General features: G+C 71.8%; 22 protein-coding genes. 11 read left to right on the top strand and 11 right to left on the bottom strand.

The genetic code is table 11. The annotated features are described in order from the left end of the window. The first annotated feature begins 96 nt into the window (after nt 1-96). Nucleotides 97-1,386, top strand: a complete 1,290-nt coding sequence (locus HAV39_RS24925; protein ID WP_191841573.1) for a toxic anion resistance protein — start codon at nt 97-99, stop codon at nt 1,384-1,386. A gap of 129 nt (nt 1,387-1,515) precedes the next feature. Here HAV39_RS24925 and HAV39_RS24930 read toward each other — a convergent pair whose 3' ends face one another. The 3 genes from HAV39_RS24930 to HAV39_RS24940 form a co-directional block, all read right to left on the bottom strand. Then, nucleotides 1,516-2,421, bottom strand: a complete 906-nt coding sequence (locus HAV39_RS24930; protein WP_191841574.1) for a hypothetical protein — start codon at nt 2,419-2,421, stop codon at nt 1,516-1,518. 65 nt (nt 2,422-2,486) lie between these two features. Further along, a complete protein-coding gene (locus HAV39_RS24935) occupies nt 2,487-3,854 on the bottom strand; it encodes a hypothetical protein (RefSeq protein WP_191841575.1) in 1,368 nt (455 codons plus the stop codon). A 120-nt stretch (nt 3,855-3,974) separates the two neighbouring features. Then, nucleotides 3,975-4,544, bottom strand: coding sequence for an HD domain-containing protein (locus HAV39_RS24940; RefSeq protein WP_239120680.1), 570 nt, complete (start codon nt 4,542-4,544; stop codon nt 3,975-3,977). 249 nt (nt 4,545-4,793) lie between these two features. Between HAV39_RS24940 and HAV39_RS24945 the strand changes: the two genes are divergently transcribed. Next, nucleotides 4,794-5,195, top strand: coding sequence for a hypothetical protein (locus tag HAV39_RS24945; RefSeq protein WP_191841576.1), 402 nt, complete (start codon nt 4,794-4,796; stop codon nt 5,193-5,195). A 236-nt stretch (nt 5,196-5,431) separates the two neighbouring features. Further along, complete coding sequence (locus tag HAV39_RS24950; RefSeq protein ID WP_191841665.1) at nt 5,432-6,409, top strand: NAD(P)H-dependent glycerol-3-phosphate dehydrogenase; 978 nt, start codon at nt 5,432-5,434, stop codon at nt 6,407-6,409. Nucleotides 6,410-6,412: 3 nt separating this feature from the next. On the opposite strand, the gene HAV39_RS24955 is transcribed toward HAV39_RS24950, so the two are convergent. Beyond that, entirely contained in the window at nt 6,413-7,192 is a 780-nt protein-coding gene (locus tag HAV39_RS24955; protein ID WP_191841577.1) for a GntR family transcriptional regulator, read from the bottom strand. 141 nt (nt 7,193-7,333) lie between these two features. Between HAV39_RS24955 and HAV39_RS24960 the strand changes: the two genes are divergently transcribed. From HAV39_RS24960 to HAV39_RS24970, 3 genes are all read left to right on the top strand, one after another. Continuing rightward, nucleotides 7,334-8,452 (top strand): M20 family metallopeptidase, encoded by a 1,119-nt coding sequence (locus HAV39_RS24960; protein ID WP_203736329.1) that lies wholly within the window; start codon nt 7,334-7,336, stop codon nt 8,450-8,452. 120 nt (nt 8,453-8,572) lie between these two features. Next, nucleotides 8,573-10,147, top strand: a complete 1,575-nt coding sequence (locus HAV39_RS24965; RefSeq protein ID WP_191841578.1) for a hypothetical protein — start codon at nt 8,573-8,575, stop codon at nt 10,145-10,147. Between the two features lie 46 nt (nt 10,148-10,193). Further along, entirely contained in the window at nt 10,194-10,568 is a 375-nt protein-coding gene (locus HAV39_RS24970) for a VOC family protein (RefSeq protein ID WP_191841579.1), read from the top strand. Between the two features lie 47 nt (nt 10,569-10,615). Here the strand turns inward: HAV39_RS24970 and HAV39_RS24975 are convergent, their stop codons facing one another. The 3 genes from HAV39_RS24975 to HAV39_RS24985 form a co-directional block, all read right to left on the bottom strand. Continuing rightward, a complete protein-coding gene (locus HAV39_RS24975; protein ID WP_191841580.1) occupies nt 10,616-12,703 on the bottom strand; it encodes a peptidoglycan DD-metalloendopeptidase family protein in 2,088 nt (695 codons plus the stop codon). Between the two features lie 139 nt (nt 12,704-12,842). Beyond that, a complete protein-coding gene (locus HAV39_RS24980) occupies nt 12,843-13,256 on the bottom strand; it encodes a YkvA family protein (protein WP_191841581.1) in 414 nt (137 codons plus the stop codon). 8 nt (nt 13,257-13,264) lie between these two features. Further along, complete coding sequence (locus HAV39_RS24985) at nt 13,265-14,095, bottom strand: aldo/keto reductase (protein WP_191841582.1); 831 nt, start codon at nt 14,093-14,095, stop codon at nt 13,265-13,267. A 98-nt stretch (nt 14,096-14,193) separates the two neighbouring features. On the opposite strand from HAV39_RS24985, the gene HAV39_RS24990 reads away from it, so the two are divergent. Beyond that, nucleotides 14,194-14,772, top strand: coding sequence for a TetR/AcrR family transcriptional regulator (locus HAV39_RS24990; protein ID WP_191841583.1), 579 nt, complete (start codon nt 14,194-14,196; stop codon nt 14,770-14,772). Nucleotides 14,773-14,786: 14 nt separating this feature from the next. On the opposite strand, the gene HAV39_RS24995 is transcribed toward HAV39_RS24990, so the two are convergent. Together HAV39_RS24995 and HAV39_RS25000 are read right to left on the bottom strand one after the other, a co-directional pair. Then, entirely contained in the window at nt 14,787-15,536 is a 750-nt protein-coding gene (locus tag HAV39_RS24995; RefSeq protein WP_191841584.1) for an SDR family NAD(P)-dependent oxidoreductase, read from the bottom strand. 128 nt (nt 15,537-15,664) lie between these two features. Next, entirely contained in the window at nt 15,665-16,210 is a 546-nt protein-coding gene (locus HAV39_RS25000; protein ID WP_191841585.1) for a nuclear transport factor 2 family protein, read from the bottom strand. Between the two features lie 263 nt (nt 16,211-16,473). Between HAV39_RS25000 and HAV39_RS25005 the strand changes: the two genes are divergently transcribed. The 3 genes from HAV39_RS25005 to HAV39_RS25015 are packed head-to-tail and all read left to right on the top strand — an operon-like array spanning nt 16,474 to nt 18,660. Beyond that, on the top strand, nt 16,474-17,160 hold the full coding sequence (locus HAV39_RS25005) for a GNAT family N-acetyltransferase (RefSeq protein WP_191841586.1): 687 nt from the start codon (nt 16,474-16,476) through the stop codon (nt 17,158-17,160). Between the two features lie 46 nt (nt 17,161-17,206). After that, nucleotides 17,207-17,554: a PadR family transcriptional regulator gene (locus HAV39_RS25010; RefSeq protein ID WP_191841587.1), complete on the top strand. Its 348-nt coding sequence runs from the start codon at nt 17,207-17,209 to the stop codon at nt 17,552-17,554. Continuing rightward, nucleotides 17,551-18,660 carry a hypothetical protein gene (locus HAV39_RS25015; protein WP_191841588.1) on the top strand — a complete coding sequence of 370 codons (1,110 nt, stop codon included), beginning with the start codon at nt 17,551-17,553 and terminating at the stop codon, nt 18,658-18,660. The genes HAV39_RS25010 and HAV39_RS25015 overlap by 4 nt, the downstream gene beginning before the upstream one ends. 106 nt (nt 18,661-18,766) lie before the next feature. Here HAV39_RS25015 and HAV39_RS25020 read toward each other — a convergent pair whose 3' ends face one another. Continuing rightward, nucleotides 18,767-19,897: a lytic polysaccharide monooxygenase auxiliary activity family 9 protein gene (locus HAV39_RS25020; protein WP_191841589.1), complete on the bottom strand. Its 1,131-nt coding sequence runs from the start codon at nt 19,895-19,897 to the stop codon at nt 18,767-18,769. A gap of 302 nt (nt 19,898-20,199) precedes the next feature. Here HAV39_RS25020 and HAV39_RS25025 point away from each other — a divergent pair, with 302 nt between their 5' ends. Further along, nucleotides 20,200-21,873, top strand: coding sequence for a DHA2 family efflux MFS transporter permease subunit (locus HAV39_RS25025; RefSeq protein ID WP_191841590.1), 1,674 nt, complete (start codon nt 20,200-20,202; stop codon nt 21,871-21,873). Nucleotides 21,874-21,956: 83 nt separating this feature from the next. Here the strand turns inward: HAV39_RS25025 and HAV39_RS25030 are convergent, their stop codons facing one another. After that, entirely contained in the window at nt 21,957-22,181 is a 225-nt protein-coding gene (locus HAV39_RS25030; RefSeq protein WP_191841591.1) for a hypothetical protein, read from the bottom strand. Between the last annotated feature and the right edge of the window lie 138 nt (nt 22,182-22,319).

Genomic DNA, 22,319 nt, shown 5'->3' on the forward strand with positions numbered 1-22,319 from the left:
CCACACCCCGCCCGGCATCCGCAGTTTCGGGGAAACTGCACGATCCGGGCCGATCGACAGCGCAGTTTCCCTGAAACAGCAGGAGGAGAACCCGTCATGAGCGAGCTTGCCATCGACTTCGGGAGCATCACGGGTGCTCCGGCGCAGCCGGCGGGCAGCGCGGACAGCGCGCTGGCCGCGGTCGCCCGCACGGGCGAGCCGGGGCGGCTGGTGTGCGCCGACCTGCTCAGCCCGGCGCAGCGCGAGCAGGCTCTCGCGCTGGCCAAGCAGACCTACCCGCGCATGCTGGCCGACACCGACCAGCTGGCCGGCTTCGGCAACGGCGCGATCGACCAGGTCAACACCCAGGTGCAGCGGATCTTCCGAGAGGTCGGGCCGGTGAAGATCCCGGAGCTGACCCAGATCATGCACGAGATCAACGACCGGATGCGCGACTTCCGGCGCCGGTACGACCCGGCCGACCCGCGGGTGCGCGAGGTGTTCGACAAGTTCATGGACGCGGTCCGGGGCGTCTTCCGCAAGGGCCGCGACCTGGTGGAGATGCTGTTCGAGGAGGCCCGGTCGGTGGAGCAGCAGCTCGACCGCATCGCGGGCACCCTGGTCGAGAAGCAGCAGCAGCTCAAGCGCAACGTGGTGCTCTGCGACGAGCTGTACAAGGCCAACGAGGCCGCGATCAGCCAGCTCGTCGGCGTCATCGCGGTCATGGAGCAGATCCGGGACCTGGCCGTGGCCGAGGCGGCGTCGATCCCCGTCGACCCGGCCGACGTCGACCGCCGCGACAAGGAGGAGCGCCTGGCCCGGGTCACCGAGTTCATCCAGGCGATCGAGGTGCGCATCAGCGAGTTCCAGCAGCGGCTGTTCGTCGCCTGGTCGACCTCGCCGCAGGTGCGCAACATCCGCTCCCTGCACTACGGGCTCGGGCAGCGGCTGGCCCTGCTGGTCAACCTGACCATCCCGACCATGAAGCTGACCATCGCCCAGTGGGGCCTGCTGCTGCAGGCCAACCAGGCCGCCCAGATGCAGCAGGCGGTCGCCGACGGCGCCAACGAGGTGCTGTCGGCCTACGCCCACGCCGCGGGCACCGGCGTCCCGCAGATCGCCCGCCTGATCCAGACCCCCACGATCCGCCCGGAGACCATCCTGGAGGTCGCCGCCTCGATCGACGCCCAGGCCAAGGGCATCGAGGACGCGGTCCGCTTCGGCCAGCAGGCCCGCGCCGAGGTCGTCTCCGCCATCGTCACCGCCCAGGAATCCATGTCCGCCAGCTCCCAGCACCTCAGCCGCACCGTCGTCGACCTCGTCACCAAGGCCGGCAAACCCCTCGAACTCCCCGCCGGCCCCCAACTACCCGCCTCGGTCCTCGACCGCGCTGTCAATCTGGCCTAAGAAAGGCACCTTCTCGTCTATCTTGGGCGAGGAGGTGCCCGCCTATTCGGTGACGGCATGGGGCGGTCCTTCCCGCTCGGAGAAGGCTGTCGTATCTGGATTCATGCCACAGCGCCGCCAACTACGGGCCTACTTCTTCTGCGGGTCGTTGTCGGGGTCGGAGTCGACCTCCTGACGCGGTTTCACCACCAAGACACCCGCGGCCTTCGACGTTATGCAGGGTTCCCCTTCGGGGCCGATGGGGATCCAGATGGGACCGGCAAGGATCGACTCGTTGCCGGCGGCGTCCACCGCGGTGACGGCATAGTTGTGGCCTCCGCCTCGCTCGCCGCCCCGGTGCAGGCTGTAGTCGGCGAACTCAATGCGCTCGCCGCTGTTCTCAAGGACGGGTGGCCTGACCTTGACCGTCGCCAGGAGTCGCTGATCCCGGTAGATGTTGTACGTGGAGACTGCGACATTGTCAGTGGCGTGGCCCCATGTCAGCGATGCGTGCCGTCCATCCTCGCCGATTCTTCCTTCGAAGTACGGCGGCACCGAAGGTGCCTGCGTGTCGGCTCCGCCTGCCGTGGCGATCATCTCGAAGACCCGCTGGAGCAGCTCGCGGAAGATGTCTTCCCGGTAGCCGATGGCGAAGGCGATGACGTAGCCGAGGACTCTGGGTGGTTTGGTGTCGAACCCGTCATCAAACGACAGTGAGGCTTGAACGATCGAGATGTAGATGAGGTAGCCGATCACGCCGACGATGGCACTGGTCAATGGACGTGCTGCGTACCAGAGGTTCCACGCCGGATTCCACTTTTCGCCATGCCGCAGGAGTCCTGTGATGCTGGCCATGACACCTCCGATACTCCCGTACCAGGCGATGTACAGCATGTTCCGGGGATCGAAAATCCACGGCGGATTGGCTTCCAACAAAGAGCTGCGGTATCTGAAATATGCCCACGCCAAAAGCAGCAGAAGCACGAGATAGCCCATGCTGATCTTTGATAGGGAACGCGGCGTCAGCTCTCGTCCGCGTTGCTCGCCTGCTGCCATACGTCCTCCAAGGCCAAAGCGCAGATGCTAGGGAGCTCTGGGACGACAGGCAGTCAACAAACCGACTACCAGCGCCATTGAGATGAAGCTGGCACCGGGTGGGCGCGTAGCCAGCCGTTCGCCGAGCGCGCCAGGCGGGCCAGCACCGGGGCGGCGAGCCAGGCCCAGACGACGGCGAAGAAGACCAGCTGCGCGTACCTACCCACGGCCAGGTGGCCCGGCCAGTCGGTCAGCGGATACCAGAGGTCGCTCTCGACGACACCGAAGCGGCAGTAGTCCTCCTGCAGGTTGGCCTTGTCGTAGCAGCGCGGCGCACCGCTGGACTCGAACACGCTGCTGTCCGCGGCGACCCAGACCGACAGCGACAGCACGCCCAGCAGCACCAGGTTCACCCAGGCCCGGGTGTCGGGGCGGGTCAGCCACACCGCCAGGGCCAGCGCCGCGGGCAGGATCGCGAGCAGGAAGAAGCGCGGCCCCCAGTACAGGTCGCCGCTCCACGCCCACCAGTTGGCGTACACCGCGACCATCGCCCCGACGTAGATCAGCCACGACCGGTAGGCGCCCCACAGGTCGACCGCGTCCGGGTCGTAGAGCCCGCGCAGCCTGCGCCGGATCGGCAGGAACAGGCCCGGCACGAACCAGACGAGGCCCTTGCCGAACGAGAACAGGATCGCCAGCACGCCCAGCGCCATCGGGTAGTCGAAGCGCTCCCCGGTGTATCCCTGGTCCAGCGGGTCGCCGCGGCGCAGCCACGCCTCCCCGAGCACCAGCAGCACCGCCGCGGCGACCGGTACGGCGTACCGCAGCCGGCGGAGCCGCACCGCCCGGTCGGCGGCGGTGAGCGCGAGCGCGGGGATCGTCGCGGCGATGTTGGCCGTGCCCAGCGCCATCCCGGCCCAGCCGAGCCGCCGCGGCCAGGGGTGGGTGGCGGCGAGGCAGGCGGCGAGCAGGCCGACGCCCACGGTCATCGCCGAGAACGTCTCGGCGTAGAAGTTCGAGATGTGCGCGGGGACCATGCTCCCGACGACCAGCAGCAGCAGGAACCGGCGCCGCAGCCCGGCGTCGACCCGCCCCCGCAGCAGCAGGTGCAGCGCGAGCAGGCCGAGGGCGAAGACCACCAGGTTGAAGTACGCCAGCCAGCCGTCCGCGCGGCCGACCACCTGCCCCGCCAGCCACATCGGCGTCGCGAACAGCGGCCCGACCAGCGAGTACCGGTCCTCGGACAGCCCTTCGCCGCTGAGCAGCTGGTCCAGCGCGTCGAAACGGCGGCGCGCGTCCCAGGTCACCTTGTGGTTGGCGAAGACCAGCGACACCATGCCGATCCAGAACAGCGTCCACTCCACGACACGGGCCCGGTCGCGCGGCGGGGACGGATCACCGGTCGGGGTGGCGGCCGGTGCGGCCGTGGTCTGCTCTCGGATCTCAGCGGGCATTCAGCGAACCTAGAGAAGCGGCCACCCACCACGCGACCGGCTCCGATTGCTGTTGGGTAACGGTCGGCGAGCCGCGACGGCGTCACGCGCGCCGCCTGGCGCGGGTACGCCCGGCGCGGCTCAGGCCGTCGCGGCGCTGAGCAGGCGTGCCTGCACCCGTTCGGCGGCCGAGCGCAGGTAGGGTGCCCGGCCCGCGTGGGCGGCCGCGTGCGGCGAGCACGCCCCGTGCCGCCGCAGCACCTCTTCGAGCCGGTCCTCCAGGAACACCGACTCACCGCGTACACCCGTGGTCTGGTCGGCGCAGGCCAGCGCGTCGGTCACGGCCGAGCCCTCGTCGCCGAACTCGGCCATGCCGCCGACGCCCTGCGCCGCGGCCAGGAAGGACGCCCCGGAGTGGTGTGCCACCAGCGCGCACAGCCGCATCGGCCAGCCCCTCCGCAGCAGCAGGCGGGCCCCGTCCAGGGGGTGGAATCCGGTGTCCCGGGCCGCGGCGGCGTATCCGATGTCGTGCAGCCACGCCGCGCACAGCAGCAGCTGCCGGTCGGCCGGGTCGACAGCGGCGGCGAGGTCTGCCGCGCGTCCGGCCACCCCGGCCGTGTGCGACCACCGTTGCGGCAGGTCGGCCAGCAGCTCGTCGGCCAGGCCCATGGCGCGGGCCGGCACGAGATGATCGCTGATGATCAGCTGCACGTCCGTGACGGTAGGCCCGTACCGGACCCCGCTCAACCGATGTCGCTCACCGGCCTTGCACTGTTCGCCTGCTGTTCACCTGGTGCGCCTGGGCGGCGGCACGGCCACCCGCACGGGCCGGGCCGGGCTGCCGTCGACTGAACGCCTTGGTTGTTCGCTGCGCAACGATGTCCGATCGGCGGGCGCACTGAAACGCTTACCGGTTTAACGTCCACATCGCACTGTCGGGCGATCACGGGAGAACACGCCATGAGACCACGTCCGTACGTGCGATGCCGCGGCTGCGACCTCGTCGGGCCGGCCGAGCGCCTCGACTACGAACTCAGTGACACGGGTGACGTGGACTGGGCCCAGCCGGTGGCCTGGCAGTGCGCCGAATGCGGCTACCTCGACTCGATCACCGTGGACCAGGTGCTCGACCTCGACGCCGCGCACACCTGTGTCGAGTGCGCGACGCAGACCCCCTGCCCGGCCACGGCCGCGCGCGTCGAGTGCGAGCGGTGCGGGCTCATCGGCCTCGGCCCCGCGACCGCCGACCCGGAGATCGCGGGGCAGTTGCGGGCCATCGAGGCGCTGCACGACATCGAGCTGCGGGTGCAGCGGGCGCTGCGGGACGGCCACGGTCCGTCCGCCGGACCCCGTCCCGCGTGACCGCCGGCCCGCCGCGCGGGTCGGCCGGTCGGCGCGCGGAGCAGCCGACAGGATGAGCGGTCGGGCCGTCGCGCCGAGCCCACGTCGCCGCAAGGTCGACTCGACGTCGACCGCATCGCCTTCCCGGACCCGCGTGGCATGATTCCGAGCGACGACGGCCGGGATCCCCCGGCGGCGCGGAACAGGCCCGGCGACTGCCGCGGCGGGAGAGGTGGCGACGGGTGCGGACCGCGGTGATGGGAGCCGGCTCCTGGGGAAGCGTCTTCGCGAAGATCCTGGCGGAGGCCGGCGGCGAGGTGACCATGTGGGCCCGCCGGGAGTCCATCGCGGAGGCCATCCGCACCACCGGGCGCAACCCGGACTACTTCCCCGAGGCGGCGCTGCCGCGCAACGTCACCGCGACGTCCGACCCCGCCTCGGCCCTGGCCGGAGCCGACCTGGTCGTGCTCGCGGTGACCTCGCAGACGCTGCGCGCCAACCTCACCGCCTGGGCCGGGCTGATCCCCGCCGACGCGACGCTGGTCTCCCTGATGAAGGGGATCGAGCTGGGCACGACCAAGCGGATGAGCGAGGTCATCGTGGAGACCGCCGGGGTCGACCCGAGCCGGGTCGCCGTGGTCACCGGCCCCAACATCGCTCCCGAGCTCGTCGCGCGCCAGCCCGCCGCGGCCGTGGTCGCCTGCACGGACCTGACCCGCGCGACCGCGGTGCAGGAGGCGATCACCACGCCCTACTTCCGGCCGTACACCAACGACGACGTCATCGGGTGCGAGCTGGGCGGGGCGGTCAAGAACGTGATCGCGCTGGCGTACGGCATCGCCACCTCGATGGAGCTCGGCGAGAACATCAAGGCCACCCTGATCACGCGGGGCCTGGCCGAAACCACCCGGCTCGGAGTGGCGCTGGGCGCGGACCCGCTCACCTTCGCGGGCCTGTCCGGGCTGGGCGACCTGGTGGCCACCTGCTGCTCGCCGCTGACCCGCAACCGCACGTTCGGCGAGCACCTGGGCCGCGGCCTGAGCCTGGAGCAGGCCCAGGCGGCCACCCGGTACACCGCCGAGGGCGTGAAGAGCTGCCTGGCCATCCGGGACCTGGCGCACGCGCACGGGGTGGAGATGCCGATCACCGAGCAGGTCGAGCGCATCTGCCACGAGGGCGTCGACCCCAAGGTCGCGCTGGCCACCCTGATGAGCCGCCAGACCAAGCCGGAGTAGCCGTCAGCCGGCGGGGTCCTCCTGCCAGTGCCGCTCGAAGACGATCTTGTGGCGGTCCCCGGGCAGCACGTTCAGGGTGCACTGCACCGGCTGCCCGGCCGCGGTGTACCCGGTGTCGTAGTGGGCCGCGACCGGGGTGCCGGGGCCGAGGCTGAGCCGGTGGATCTCCTCGGGCGTCGGCATCCGGATGAAGATCTCGTCGATGGCGCGGTCCTGCCGGTAGCCCAGGTCGGCCAGCACCTGGTCGGTGCCGCGGGGCAGGTAGGCCGGCGACATGATCTCCGAGTCCTTGACCAGGTCGATCGGGAAGTGCGAGTCGTTGATGTTGGTCGGCTCGCCGTTGATGAACCGGACCCGGCGGCGCGCCACGACGGTCTCCCCGGCCGCGATGCCCAGGCGCTGCGCCAGATCGGGCGCGGCCTGCACCAGTGACACCTCGATCGCCTGGTGCGGGGTGCGCCCCTCGGCGACGATCTGCTGCGAGAACCGGTCCATCTCGGGCGAGGCCGGGCGGGGCCGGGACTTCTCCTGCGGGCGGTAGACCATGTGCTCGCGGCGGCGCACGAAGTAGCCGTGCGGCCGCCGGGCGACGATCAGCCCCTCGGTGACCAGGATGCCGAGCCCGGTGCGCACGGTCTGGCGCACCACGCCGAACCGGTCGGCGATCTCGTGCTCGGTCGGCAGCCGGTCCTCCGGCCGCAGCTCACCGGACATGATCAGGCTGCGGTACGCGGCAGCGATGCGCTGATATGCGGGCGCCCCCGAACTCCGGACCGTGTCCACGTGCCCCGCCTCCCGACGCTCGGATGCGCCTGCGATCGATGTCTTGACAACACATCCAAGACGACGGCACCATCATACGCAACATCTACATTGTCTAGTCAATGTAGATGTTCTTGCCGAACTGCGCTCGGAGGGAATCCCATGTCAGACTTCGCGCCCGTCGACCCCACCCTGCCCGGCCTGCGGGCCCGCCTGCCCCGGCTGATCGAGGACCTCGCCGACCTGGTCGCCGTCGAGTCGCCCGCCGAGGACCCGCGTGCCACGGCCACCAGCGCCGACGCGGTGACCGCCCTCGGCAGCCGCCTGCTCGGCAGCGCCCCCGAGCGCCACGGCTCCCACCTCGTCTGGAGCCACGGAGAAACCCGCGTGCTGCTGATCGGGCACCACGACACGGTCTGGCCGGTCGGCACCCTGGCCCGCTGGCCGTTCCGGGTCGACGGCGACCGGGCCACCGGGCCCGGCTGCTTCGACATGAAGGCGGGCCTGGTCCAGCTGTTCCACGCGCTGTCCATACGGTCCTCCCTCGACGGGGTCACCGTCGTCGTCAACGGCGACGAGGAGGTCGGCTCGCCCGACTCCCGGGTGCTCATCGAACGCGTGGCCCGCGGTGCCCGGGCCGCCCTGATCTGCGAGCCCAGCGCCGACGGTGCGCTCAAGACCGCCCGCAAGGGCATCGCCCGCTACCGCCTGGAGATCGCGGGCCGGGCCGCTCACGCGGGCCTGGACCCGGGCCGCGGGGTCAACGCCGCAGTGGAGCTGGCCCACCAGATCCTGGCGGTGGCCGGGCTCGGCGACGGCGAGACCACGGTGACCCCGACGGTGCTGGCGGGCGGCAGCACCGAGAACACGGTCCCGGCCGCCGCCGGTGTCGCCGTCGACGTGCGCGCCTTCGACCAGGCCGAATTCGAGCGGGTGGACCGGGCGATGCAGGGGCTGCGCCCCGTCCTGGCGGGCAGCCGGCTGACCGTGCACGGCGGTGTGCACCGGCCCGCGCTGCCACCGACCGCCTCCGCGCGGCTCTACGAACTCGCCCGCACCGTGGCGGCGGAGCTGGGGCTGGCCGCGCCCGCGGGCGTCGCGGTCGGCGGGGCCTCCGATGGCAACCTGACCGCCGGATACGGCATCCCGACCCTCGACGGGCTCGGCCCGGTCGGCGGCAACGCCCACGCCGAGGGCGAATGGGTCGACCTGCCCGCGATGGCCGAGCGGGCCGCACTGCTCGCCGCACTCGTCGATCGGGTGCTGCGTCCCCGGGCGTAGGCGCACACCGCCGAATCGCCCGGTCGCGGGCGGGCCGCAACCGGCCCGCCCGCCCTCATCGACCCTCTTTCACGACCATGAGGCGGTCGTCCGCCTCCCGGACCGGACCGGAGCCGACCCATGTGGACTCCCACCGCGGGCAACCAGCCCACGCAGTACCTCAAGATGCCCGCGGCGCAGCGGCTGTTCCTGCAACGGTGGATCGAGATGACCTCGCCGGAGGTCGACTTCCGCTGGCGGCTGCGGCCGGTCTCGGACGGCCTGCTGCGCAGGGAACTCGCCGCCGTCGAGACCACGGGAGCGGACAAGCGGCGGCTGAACGGCAGCACGCTGTACGCGGCACTGCTCGACGACGAGTGGGAGCAGACGCCGAAGGTCATGTTCGAGCGGCTGTCCGCCGAGCAGGTGCAGGCCGACCCGGTGGGCTACGCGGAACGGATGGCGCACGGGCTGATCCTGGCCGGATACAGCCCGCAGACCCTGCTCGGCGCGCGGCGGATCCTGCTCAACGGGCAGCGGCTGCAGGACCAGCTCGACGAGCTGCAGCGCTGGCACGCCAAGCGGACCACCGCCCGCACCTTCCGGCTGGTGGTCCCGGTCACCCGGGGCGGCACCATGATCAAAAGTTTCGGCTGGTCGCAGCTGTACTTCGACACGCTGGAGCCCGCCTTCCAGCAGCTCGTCACCGCCGCCGAGTCGGCCGGGCACGCCGCCCGCACCCCGCGCTACCTGGTCGCGGAGGTGACCGCGAACGACCCGACCGCGGCCGCGATGACCTTCCTGGAGCACTACGACCGCTACCAGCTCCAGCTCCGGCCGCCGAACCGGCCGGTGAACATCGGACACGAGATCGTCGTCGTGCACGACGAGTACCCGGCGCCCCAGGGCCGCACGGTGCGCTTCCCGATGCCGCCGCGGTTCGCCTACGAGCAGCCCGAGGCCGTCGACGGCAGGACGACGCAGCGTGTCATGGCGGCCGCCGAGACCGACCCGAGGATCCACACGCTGCTGCTGCAGTACCTGATGGCGCTGCGGGAACTGGAGCGCGGCTCGGTCCGCGACGCGTTCCAGGCGCTGCTGCCGCTGCTCGACGTCGGCTTCGAGTGTGACGAGGGCCCGTGGGCGCAGCGCACGGCGTTCGCGCGCACCATCGAGATCGCCGCCATCCTGCTCGCGGCGCAGACTCCCCGGGCACTGTTCCGCCACCTCCAGCAGTACCTGCGCCAACCCTGCCCGATCAACGCCAAGAGCGCCCGCGGGCCGTGGGCCACCGGCGCCGATGCCGCGGACCTCGCGCTGCTCACCGGGCCGCGATGGCACGAGCTGGCGGCGGCGTACGAGTGGAACGGGCTGCTCGCGCAGCGCCGCGCGGAGCTGCTGTCCCTGGTCACCGACCCGCGCTCCGCGGTCCCCCGCACCCGCCGCACGGCCCGCTGGGACATGGCCCGCGCGGTGCGGGCCCGGCACGCCTTCGCGCACCGCGGCGAGCCGATGACCGACGCGTACGGCCTGTCCGTGGCCCTGGAGGCCGCCTACCTGTGCCTGGTCGCGCGCTGCGCGGCAGTGGAACGCGGCATCGGCTTCGCCGAGCTGGTGACCCGGCTGGACGCGGCCACCGGCGCCGACCCCGCCCCGCTGAACTGGCCGCTGCTGGTCGCCGAGGGCGAGTGGGCCCTGGCCCGGTGCGTCAGCTGACGCCGCCGCGGGCCGCGCGGCCTGCCGATATGTGATCATGGCCGCCATGACCATGGCACTGCACAGCATCACCGTCGACTGTCACGACTGCTACGCCCAGTCCCTGTTCTGGACGCAGGTCACCGGCTGGCAGGAGGACCCGGACGACCCGAACGGCCCCGGTGACCCCAACGGCCGCCTGGTCGGCCCGCACGGGGTCAACCTGCTGTTCATCCCGGTGCCGGAGGGCAAGACGGTGAAGAACCGGATGCACCTCGACCTGCAGCCGCAGGAGCGCAGCCGCGACGAGGAGGTCGAGCGGCTGGTCGGCATCGGCGCGACGATCGTCTCCGACCAGCGCCGCCCCGACGGGCGCGGCTGGGTCGTCATGGCCGACCCGGAGGGCAACGAGTTCTGCGTCGAGCGCGGCCCGCTGGGCTGACGGAACGGGGGCCGGCGCGTCAGCCGGCCCCCGTCGTCATGCCCGCGTCAGCAGGGCGCCGCGGTGTACGTCTGCCCCTGCAGGAAGACGTTGCCGGGCACGCCGCAGATCTGCGGGATGCGGTCGAGGCCCTTGATGAAGCCGCCGCCGCTGATCGGGTCGGCGGTGCTGTCCGGCACGGCGACCTCGAAGTGCAGGTGCTCGCCGCTGGCCCGGCCGACGTCGCCCTCCAGGCCGAGCACCGTGCCCGCGGTGACCACGTCGCCGACCTGGTGGCCGCGGCTGGTCACGCTGTTGGTCTGGAAGTGGGTGTACTTGCTCCACTCGCCGTCGGCGTGCTCGATCCAGACGTAGTTGTTGTCGTCGGTCGGCTCCGCGTTGCCGTCCACGATGTACCGGATGGTGCCGGTGCGGGCCGCCACGATCTGGTAGTCCGGCCCGGCGTTCACACCGGCCATGTCGATGCGGAACCGGCTCGGCGAGTGCGACTGGTGGTCACGGGTGACCGTGACCCGGGTGCCGTCGGTGTATCCGATGCGGTACTGCCCCGTGGACACCCCGGGGCCGCCGCCGAAGCGGTCGTACGCCGAGGCCACGCCCTCGATGCCGGCCGTGTTCTGGGAGAAGATCTGGTCGTTGGCGGTCAGCAGCCGCAGCACCGAGCCGTAGAGCACGTTCACGGCGCCCGCGCCCGGCTGCGTGCCGTCGGCCTCGCCCGGCGCGGCAGCGGCCAGGTCGGCCCGCCCGTTGCCGTCGAAGTCGCCCGTGCCCAGCGCGTACCCCAGGCTGTCGCCCGCCTCCAGCAGGCCCTCGACGCCGAGCGTGCCCTGGCTGACGACCTGGCTGGTGAGCAGGGACAGCCCGACCGGGCTGCCGAACGCCACCGCCACCGCGCCCGCGGCGACGTTGCCCGCCACGGTCGCCCGGGGGATGCCGATCGCCAGCTCGTCGTGGCCGGAGCCGTTGAAGTCCCCGGCCGCCAGCGCCGACCCGAACGAGTCGCCCGCCTGGGCCAGACCCGACAACAGCAGCGTGGTGCGGGTGACGATCTGGCTGCCGGAGGCGGTCAGACCCGACGCCGCGCCGTAGATCACGTTGACCGCGCCCGCGTCGCGGATCGCGCCGTCGTCCTCGCCCGGCGAGCCGATCGCCAGGTCGTCGCGGCCGTCGCCGTCGAAGTCGCCCGCGGTGACCGCCGTGCCGGTCAGGTCGCCCGCCTCCCAGTTGCCCGGCACGCCAGTCGTCGACTGGTTCCACACCTGGTCACCGGCGGCGCTCAGGCCGGCCGCGCTGCCGTAGAGCACATTCACCGAGCCGACCCAGGCCTCACCGCCGATCGACTCGCCGGGCGTGCCCATGGCCAGGTCGGCCTCGCCGTCGCCGTTGAAGTCGCCCGCGGCCAGTGCCGCGCCGAGCTGCTCGCCGCCCTCCGGGTCGCCCTCCACACCGGACGTCGCCTGGTTCCAGTCCTGGCTGCCGGTGCCGGACAGGCCGGTGCGGGTGCCGTAGAAGACGGTCACCGTGCCGGTCTGGTTGGCCCCGGCGACGTTCTCCCCGGGTGCGCCCACGGCCAGGTCGTCGCGGCCGTCGCCGTTGAAGTCACCCGCGGCCAGCGCGGTGCCGAACTCGTCGGCGCGCTCCGGCGTCTCCGGCACACCCGGCGTCGCCTGGTGCAGCACCTGGTTGCCGGTGGTGCTCAGGCCGCTCGCGGAGCCGTACAGGATGTTGACCGCACCCGCGTCGAACACGGCGTTCGCGGAGACGTCGACGCTCTCGTGCGAGACGCCGATCGCCAGGTCGTCGCGGCCGTCGCCGTTGAAGTCACCGCACGCGGTGTCGGAGCCGAAGGCGTCGCCCGCCTCGGCTACCCCGTCCACGCCCGCGCTGTCCTGGTGGAACAGCTGGTTGCCGGTCGCGGTCACGCCCGCGGCGGAGCCGTAGAGGACGTTCACCGCACCGGCGCTGTCCAGGGTGCCGACGCTCTCGCCGGGCACGCCCACCGCCAGGTCGGACCGGCCGTCGCCGTTGAAGTCGCAGGCGGGGCCCGCGATGCCGGTGGCCGTCGCGGCCCCGGGCGCGCCGAGCACCGCTCCGGCCAGGACCAGGGCGACGGCGGCTGCGCGCAGCGCTCTCATCGTCGTACGTTGCATGCGGATCTCAGGACCCCATCTCGTCGTCGGGGGGTGGCGCCCGTACGGTAGCCAGCGCCGACGGACGGCTCCGACATCCATCGCGTGTCCCCGATGTCGGAAATAGGACGAGATCAGGGACTGGTCAGCCCGACTCAGGCCCGCGCATGCCGGTCAGCCGGGTGAGCGCCGCGAAGCCGTCCTCGGTGCCCGGCCAGTGCCGGCGGACCGCGGCCAGCCCCGCGCGGCGCACCGTCGAACGCAGCACCAACGCCACGATGATCGCGTCGTCGGCGTACCCGATGACCGGCAAGAAGTCGGGGATCAGGTCGAACGGGATGGCCAGATAGACCATGAGCAGCGCCAGCCGGACGCGTACGCCCCGGGGCAGGGTGCGGTCGGCGGCCAGGCGGCGCAGCAGCCGCAGCAGGTCCGGCAGCAACCGCACCGCCTCGGCCAGCAGCGGGCCCTTCGGCCGCGCCAGCAGCAGACCGACGACCAGCAACAGCCACGACGCCAGCAGTGCCACGCCGAGGCCGATCAGCAGTTCCCGGCCCATGGCGGTGCTCAGTGGCCGACGAGGTCGGAGTCCACCGCCGCGCGCTCGCCCTGGTCCAAGCCGGAGATCCGGCCCAGCTCCGCCTCGCTCAGCGCGAAGTCGAAGACGGCCAGGTTCTCGCGCATCCGCTGCGGATCGGCCGACTTCGGCACCGCGGTCAGGCCGAGCTGCAGGTGCCAGCGCAGCACGACCTGCGCCGGGCTGCGCCCGTGCCCGGCCGCGATCTCGGCGATCACCGGGTCGGCCAGCAGTTCGCGGCCCTGGCCGAGCGGGCTCCACGACTGCGTGACTATGCCGTGCTCGGCGTGGTAGGCGCGCGGCAGCTTGCGGGCGATACGCGGGCTGAGCTGCACCTGGTTGACGTCGGGCAGCACCCCGGTCTCGGCACGCAGCCGCTCCAGGTGGGCCGGTTTGAAGTTGGACACCCCCACGGCACGCAGCCGCCCCTCCTCCAGCAGCGCCACCATGCCCCGCCAGGCGTCGACGTAGCGGTCCTGCTCGGGGTTCGGCCAGTGGATCAGCAGCAGGTCGACGTAGTCGACGCCGAGCCGCTCGGCGGACGCGTCGAAGGCCCGGCGCACCAGGTCACGGCCGTGCCAGCGGGCGTTGAACTTGGTGGTGACGAACAGCTCCTCGCGGGGCAGGCCCGCGTCGCGCATGCCCTGGCCGACGCCGCGCTCGTTGCCGTAGTTCTCCGCCGTGTCGAAGAGCCGGTAGCCGGCCTCGACGGCCTGCACCACGCAGGCCGCGGCCTGGGCGTCGTCCATCGGCCAGGTGCCGAGACCGATACGCGGCATCACCGCGCCGTGCGTGAGCTTCACGGTCATGTCGTTGGTCATATCGCCATCCTCGCCCTCGATCGTCCCCCCGTCACCGGCGGTCCCACCCACCCGGCACGTAATGGATCATACAGTCCAATACGTGCTAACCTGGCCCCATGGCCAGGCCCCGCAAGTTCGACGAAGCCGAGGTGCTGCGGGCCGCCCGCGAGCAGTTCTGGACCGGCGGCTACGAGGCGACCTCGCTGGACGACCTGACCGCCGCCACCGGACTCGGCCGGGGCAGCCTCTACGGCGCCTTCGGCGACAAGCACTCGCTGTTCCTGCGCGCCTTCGACGGCTACTGCACCGACGCCGTCGCCGGGGTCGAGGCCGACCTGACCGGCCCCGGAAGGGCGTACGACCGCCTGGTAGCGCACCTGCGCACCGCGGCCGCGTCCTCCGACGGCGGTCGAGGCTGCCTGCTCGCCAAAAGCACCGCCGAACTGGCCGGCGACGACCCGGCCGTCGCCGAACGGGCCCGGGCGACCTTCCTGCGCCTGCACGAGCTGCTGACCGACACCGTCACCGCCGCGCAGCGGGAGGGCGACCTCGATCCGGCCGCCGACCCCGCGAAGCTGGCCGCCGTGGTGCTGGCCGCCCTGCGCGGCATGGAGTCCGTCGGCAAGGCCGGCGTCGGCCCCGACCTGCTGCGCGCCATCGCCGACCAGACCATCGCGCTGCTCCCCCGGCCCTGACCCGGCGGACGGGGTCAGACCTGGTTCATGCCTCCGTCCACGAACAGCTCGATGCCGGTGATGAAGGTGCTCTGGTCGGAGGCGAGGAAGAGAACCGCGTCGGCGACCTCCTCGGGGCGGCCCATCCGGCCCAGCGGCACCCGGTCGATCAACGCCTGCTTGAACTGCCGCGCCTGCCCCTCATCGGCGACCAGGCCGCTGATGCCGGGCGTCTCCACGGGGCCGGGGCTCAACGCGTTGACCCGGATGCCCCGATCCTTCAGCTCCATGGCCCAGGACCGGGCGAACGAGCGGACCGCCGCCTTCGAGGCCCCGTACACGCTGAACGCCGGCTCGCCGTTGGAACCGGCCGTCGACGCGGTCAGGATGACCGAGGAGCCCTCGCCGAGCAGCGGCAGGGCCTTCTGCACGGTGAACAGCAGCGCCTTGACGTTGAGGTCGAAGGTGCCGTCGAAGTGCTCGGGAGTCACCTGGTCCAGCGGCATGAACTCGCCGCCGCCCGCGTTGGCCAGCACCACGTCCAGGCCCGCACCGCGCTGCCGGACCGCGGCATAGAGCCGGTCCAGGTCGGCGGCGGAGGTGACGTCGCCGGTGATGCCGGTGGCGTTCGCGCCGATCGCGGCCACCGCGTCGGCGACCTGCTGCTCGCGGCGGCCGATGAGGAACACGTGCGCGCCCTCGGCGGCCAGCCGCTGCGCGGCCGCCAGCCCGATGCCCGTGGTCCCGCCCGTCACCACCGCCGTCTTGCCGTCGAGCCGACCCACGGCGTCCCCCTCACGCTGACCGGACGCCGGTCGGAGGCCCGACCGGCTCCCCCCATTGGTCCACACGACGAACCGGCCCGTCCGCGGAATCGCGGATCGGGCCGGTTCGGGTGGGCGGGCGGGCGGGCTCAGCCCAGGGCGTTCTTGGCGGCGGCGCAGGCCGACGACGTGATGGGGCGCTTGCCCCGGATCCGCGAGACGAGCGCGACGTTGTCCTCGTACATGTGCATCGAGGTGATGCGACCGCCCGACACGCTCAGGTGGATGGCCACCGGTGAGGACAGCCGGCGGCCGGTCGGCTTGATCACATGGATGAAGTGACCCAGCACCACCGCGTCGGTGCCGTCGACCAGCACCTTGTCCGCTTCGACCGTGCTGCGGCCGAGCTCGAAGCGCGGCATCGTCAGCCGCAGGAAGTCGGCGGCCAGCCCTCGGCTGGCCATCCACGGGGCCGCCTCGGACGCCGCCACGTAGCACTCGACCTCGTCGGCGAACAGCTCCGCGATACGCTCCGCGTCGCCCTCGGCCAGCCGGGCCAGGTACTCGTCGACGATCATGCGGGTGCCGGGCACCGCCGGAGCCATCGGACGGCGCAGCGGGGCGATCCCCACCTGGTGTCCGGCGTTGAGGCCGGTCCAGGGCGCGGACGCCACAGCCTGATCCTGGATCAACATGGGCGGAACGCTACCTTCCGGACGACCCGGATTCCCAGCATGCGGGTTATCGGTTAAATCACCTGCTCAAGCTGGAATGCGACCGGCCGTCAGCGCGGTTGTCGGCGAGCTTGTTCGCCGGTGATCCGTCACGCCCGGTTGGGGCGTTTTGTGCTATTCGTGCAATTATTCGGGGTGCCGACCTGATCGGTTGGGAAATGTGATGTCCTCCACCCCAGGAAATCGCGTTGACCCGGCCGCCGATCCGCGCCGACCATCGGTTCATGCTCATCGATCACTTCCCGCTGGTCGGACTCCGGATCACCACGCCCCGACTGCAGCTGCGGCTACCCGACGCGGAGGAACTGGCCACGCTGGCCGACGTCGCCGCCGACGGCGTGCACGACCCGGCGTACATGCCGTTCCGCATCCGCTGGACCGAGCTGCCGCCGGCCGAGCGGGCCAGGTCCGTCGTGCTGCACCACTGGGGCCTGCTCGGCCAGTGGACCCCGAAGGCCTGGAAGCTCCCGCTCACGGTGTTCCACGAGGGTGCGCCGGTAGGCATGCAGATGCTCAAGGCGACCGACCTCGCGGTGACCGCCGAGTGCGCGACCGCGAGCTGGCTCGGCCTGCGGCACCAGCGGCAGGGCGTCGGCGCGGAGATGCGGGCCGCGGTGGCACACCTGGCGTTCATCCACCTCGGCGCGACGGATCTGGTCTCGGCGGCCTTCACCGACAACGTGTCGTCGCTCGGGGTGTCGGCCAAGCTCGGTTACGCCCACGACGGCATCGAGCGGCACGACGACCAGGGCCGCCTGCGGGTGATCCGCCGGCTGCGGCTGTCCAGGCAGGCCTGGCAGGAGCGCGACCGTCCTCCGGTGACCGTCGAAGGGCTGGCACCGTGCCTGCCGCTGCTCGGCCTGGCCGACGGGCCGCCTTCCGATCAGGACCGTCCGGCCACGACCGAGTGACAGGTTCGCAGATTGCATATGTTTGTTGGACGTATATGCTCCCGGCATGGCTGAGATATCCATGGGGGAGCCCGCCTTCCTGATCCTCACGGCGCTGGCGGGCGAGCCCAGACACGGCTATGCCGTGATCGAGGACGTGCGCGACATCTCCGGCGGACAGGTCCGCCTGCACACCGGCACCCTCTACTCCGTGCTGGACCGGCTGCGCGAGAGCGGTCTGATCGAAGTGGACCGCGAGGAGATCGTCGCGTCCCGGCTGCGCCGCTACTACCGGCTCACCGGGGTCGGGCAGGAGCGCCTGGCCGCCGAGACGGTGCGCCTGCGCCGCAACGCCGACGCGGCCGCCGCCCGGCTGTCCGGCTTCACCCTGCGCCCCGGGACGGGGGCGGCGTGAGCGAGCACCACGAGCAACTGGCACGCCGGTACGAGCGCCTGCTTGCCCTGTTCCCGGCCGCGCACCGGCACGAGTACGAGGACGAGATGATCGGCGTGCTCATGGCCGGGGCGAAGCCGCAGCAGCGCTTCCCCGGCCTGCGTGAGACCGCCAACCTGGTCCGCTGCGCAGCCTGGATGCGCCTGGGCGGGCGTGGCGCGAGCGTCGCCGACGGGCGCTGGGCTCCGGCCGCCGCCGTGTTCGGCCTGGTCGCGTCGTTCATGATGCTCACCTACCAGCTCGGCAGAGCAGGCTCATCCCTGGCGTCGTTCTGGCGCTTCGACGATGTCTTCCCCTGGCTACCGGGCCGGTTGTGGCTTCCGCTGGCCGGCTGGGCGCTGGCCGTCGTGTTCGCGTTCACCGGGTTCCGTCTCGTGGCGGCCGCGGGCGCCTGGGTGGCGGTGCTGGCCGAGGCGGTCACGGCGTTTCGCGACTATCCGGACAACCCCACCGGCGTTCTGCAGTCCTGGTGGATGCTGGTGCTCGGGGTCGGCGGCGCGCTGGCGCTCACCGCCCGGGGCCGGACGCGCCCGCAGGCGAGCCTGGGCGCCCGCCGCACCGTCGTGCTGACGCTCGCGTTCGCGATGCTCGCTGTTCTGCCCACGATCGAGGTGATGCTCGCCGTGGTCACCCGGACGCCGGGCGGCGCCGTCGACTCGATCGGGGCGCTGGGCGGCTGGAACACGTCTGGCGGCTTCGGCTACTACTACGTCAGCGGCATCATCTCCGTCGTGCTGGGGCGGATCCTCGTCCTGGTGATCCTGTACTGCCTGGTGCGGACCGCCGCGCCGGTGCGCCGCCGGCTGCTGGCGATGTTCGCCCCGGCGCTCGCGCTGCAGATGCTCGTGCCGGTGGCGTTCAACGGGTTCATCGTGTCGACGCAGCGGTTCAACCCGCCCGTGTTGCTCGTGCCCGGGCAGTGGGTGCTCCTGATCGTGTTCCCGCTGGTGCTCTTCGTCGCCGGGGCGCTGCTGGTGGAGCGCGGGGAGCGGCACGCATACCTGATCGCGCTGGGCCGGTCCGCCGAGCGTGAGGCGCGACTCAAGCGGGCAACCGCGCCTTCCTGACCACAACCGTGCGGGCAGCGCCACGGGGGCGCTGCCCACACGATGTGCGTGGTGAGGAAGGGCGCCTACCACAATTTATGCGTTGTGGCAGGCGCCCTTCCTCCTGTCAGGTGGGTGAGCAGGTGAGGGCGGGAGCGCCGTTGGCGCTGCCGGTGTAGCTGCCGAGGAAGCCGAAGGTGGTGCTGGCTCCCGCGGCGAGCGCGCTGTTGTGGGCGACGCTCTTGGCGGTGGCGGTGGAACCGCTGGTGGTGACCGTGGCATTCCAGGCGTTGGTGATCTGCTGGCCGTTGGTCCAGGTGACCGTGACCGTCCACTTGGTGATCGCGGAGGAGCCCGCGGTCACCTTGACCTCACCCTGGAAGCCGCCGGGCCACTGGCCGGTCAGCGAGTACGACGCCGAGCAGCCGCCGGGCGGCGGCGGGGACGACGACGGGCTCGGCGAGACCGACGGGCTCGGCGACGGCGGCCGGCTGGGCGACGGCGACGCCGACGGCGGGCGGCTCGGCGACGGGGACGCCGACGGCGACTGGCTCGGGTTGACGCCGCCGAAGGTCACGTCGCTGCAGAAGTAGTACGACTGGTCCAGGTGGCTGGCCTGCCAGATGGTGTACACGATGTGCCGGCCGGTGCGCCCGCTGGCGGTGCCGCCGACCTGGATCGACACGCCGCCCGCGCTCTCCGGGGTCCACTGCGAGGCGGGGGTGTTGCCGATCTGGCCGACCAGTTCCAGGTTGCCCCAGCCCAGCGGTTGTGTGATCGGGTTGTACCCCTGCTTGGTCACGTACACCCGGATGTAGTCCGCGCCGTGGCTGGCCTGGTCGTAGAGCTTGACGCTGAAGTTGTTCGCGATCGACTGCGCCTTCCAGTCACCGACGGTGTCCATCGCGTTGTAGCGGCCGCTCTGCGTGTGGCCCGCGCTGCACAGCTGGCCGTCCGGGATGGCGCCCTGGTGGTTGCCGGCGACGCCCTCGCGGAACAGGCCGTTCCAGTTCCACATGGCCTGGGGGTCGGCCTGCCAGGCCTGCCAGCACATGGGGTCCTGGGTGGCCATCGCCGGGTTCTGGAAGTCGCTGCCCCAGCGCTGCCAGCACCCGTAGTTGCGCGAGGCTGGGCTGACGATGTTGCCGTGCGCGTCGGCGATCTTCGCCAGCGCCGTGGTGAGCAGCAGGACCGAGGCGACGGCCACGATCAGCGCGTAGAGTGCGGCCCGCCGTCGAGCGGCGAGTGTGGTGGACATGGGAACTCCTTCGTACGGAGTGCCATGCACGCGTGGGCGGATACCGAGGGAGCCCGGGGCCGTCGCACCGCACGCGAACGCACGCATGGTCGGACTTCGACTTCAGCCGCGGAAGGCTGCCCCACTTCCGCGCTGCTACGTGGCTCCCGTAGCGGTCGAATCAGACCTTACGCATTACCTTGAATATGTCAATTTATCACTCTGCGTGCATCCGGCCGCCACCCCGACAGACGAACGGTACGGCGGAAGTCATCGTCCGAGGACTATGCTCCACCCGCTCGGACGCAGACAGGAGACACGCCATGATCACTCAGCGTACGCCCGGGGCCGCGCCCGCGGCCGACGCCCCGCAACGCAACCCGTGGCTCATCCTTTCGGTGCTGTGCCTGGGCTTCTTCATGATCCTTCTTGATACGACCATCGTGAACATCGCGATCCCGGACCTCATCGACGACCTCGGCGCGACGCTGAACCAGATCTTGTGGATCCTCAACGCCTACATCCTGGTGTACGCCGTCCTGCTGATCACCGCGGGACGGCTCGGCGACGTCCACGGCCCCAAGCGGCTGTTCATGATCGGCCTCGCGCTGTTCACGGTCGCCTCGATCGCCTGCGGGCTGGCCCAGGATCCGGCCCAGCTCGTGGTGTTCCGCATCGCGCAGGGCCTCGGCGGGGCACTGCTGACCCCGCAGACGCTGGCCGTCATCACCACCATCTTCCCCGCCGAGCGGCGCGGCGCCGCGTTCGGCGTCTGGGGTGGCGTGGCGGGCCTGGCCACGGTCGCCGGGCCGACCCTGGGCGGCTGGCTGGTCTCCGAGTGGGGCTGGCGCTGGATCTTCTTCGTCAACGTGCCGGTCGGCGTGATCGCGCTCGTCATGGCCGCGGTCATCATGCCCGACCTGCGCTTCAACCGCCGCCACCGGCTCGACCTGCCCGGCACCGCCCTGGTCACCGCCGGACTGTTCCTGATCTGCTACGGCCTCATCGAGGGCGAGTCGCACGACTGGGGGCGGGTGTGGGGCCCGGTCACCATCCCGATGGTCATCGCGGCCGGGGTGCTGGTCCTCGCCCTGTTCGTCTGGCTGTCGCACGTGCGCAGCGACGCCGAGCCGCTGATCCCGCTGCGGCTGTTCGCCGACCGCAACTTCTCGGTGATGAACGCCGTGGTCGCCGCGGTCTCCTTCGGCATGCTCGGGCTGTTCCTGCCGCTCACCATCTACCTGCAGTCGGTCCTCGGCCTCACCGCACTGCAGGCCGGGCTCACCACCGCACCGATGTCCCTGATCTCCATGTTCGTGGCGCCCGTCGCGGGCCGCGCGGCCGACCGCCACGGCAAGTACGTCCTGCTGGCCGGCATGATCCTGTGGACGGCCGGCCTCACCTGGGTCGTGCTGGCCGCCCAGGCCGGCTCGGACCGTGGCGACCTGCTCCCCGGCCTGCTCGTCGCGGGCCTCGGCCTCGGCGGCGTCTTCGCCCCGCTGCAGACCATCGCCATGCGCGACATCGAGCCGCGCTTCGCCGGCGCCGCCTCGGGCGTCTTCAACACCACCCGACAGCTCGGCGCGGTCATCGGCGCGGCCGCGGTGGGCGCGCTGCTGCAGGCCCGGCTCGCCGTCGACCTGGCCGCGCAGGCCCGCACCAACGCCGCCGCGCTGCCCGAGCCGTTCCGCGACCGCTTCGTCGCCGCGTTCGACGAGGCCGGATCACGCGGTATGGAGGTCGGCGCGGGCCAGAGCGGAGCCCACCTGCCCGCGGGCGCCCCGCCGGAGATCGCGCAGCTCGCGTTGACCACGTTCCACGAGGGCTTCACCGCGGCGATGAAGTCGACCATGGTGCTGCCCCTGATCGTGCTCGGGGTCGCGGCCGTGTCCGTGCTGCTGGTCAGGGGGCGCAGGTCGGCAGCTGGCGTGCCCCGACCCGCCGAGGCACCCGCGGCCGCGGTCAGCGACGAGCAGAGCGTTGCCGCACAGAGCTGAACCGTGCGGGCCGGGCAACGCGGGAGGGCGGCTGTGGTGGCGTCCTGAGGGTGCCTGACGCGCTGATCGTCCGGCTCAGGCGCTCAGCGCCGCGCGTTGCGCGGGTGGTCGCGTGCGGTGCGCTCGTTGCCGTGCCGGTAGTTGCCCGTCCAGCGGGCCATGACCTCCTGCGGGTCACCGGCTCCCACCTCGTCCAGGAAACGCTTGGCACGGTCGCCGCGCAGCAGGGTCACCACGGCACGGTGGTGCGACACGGCGACGGTTCCGTCGGCGCGCACGGCGAAGTCGAATCCGTGGGGCGCGGGCACGCGGCCGATCCTGCCACGCGCGCCTCGCCACCGCACCGAGGTTTCCGCGGGCACCGCGGTTTCCGCAGGCGCTGCCCACCAGCACGACGGGAAGGGCGCCTTCTCCAACGCGAAGCGTTGAGAAAGCGCCCTTCCTTA

Source organism: Catellatospora chokoriensis (assembly GCF_011297315.1).
Lineage (GTDB): Bacteria > Actinomycetota > Actinomycetes > Mycobacteriales > Micromonosporaceae > Catellatospora > Catellatospora citrea.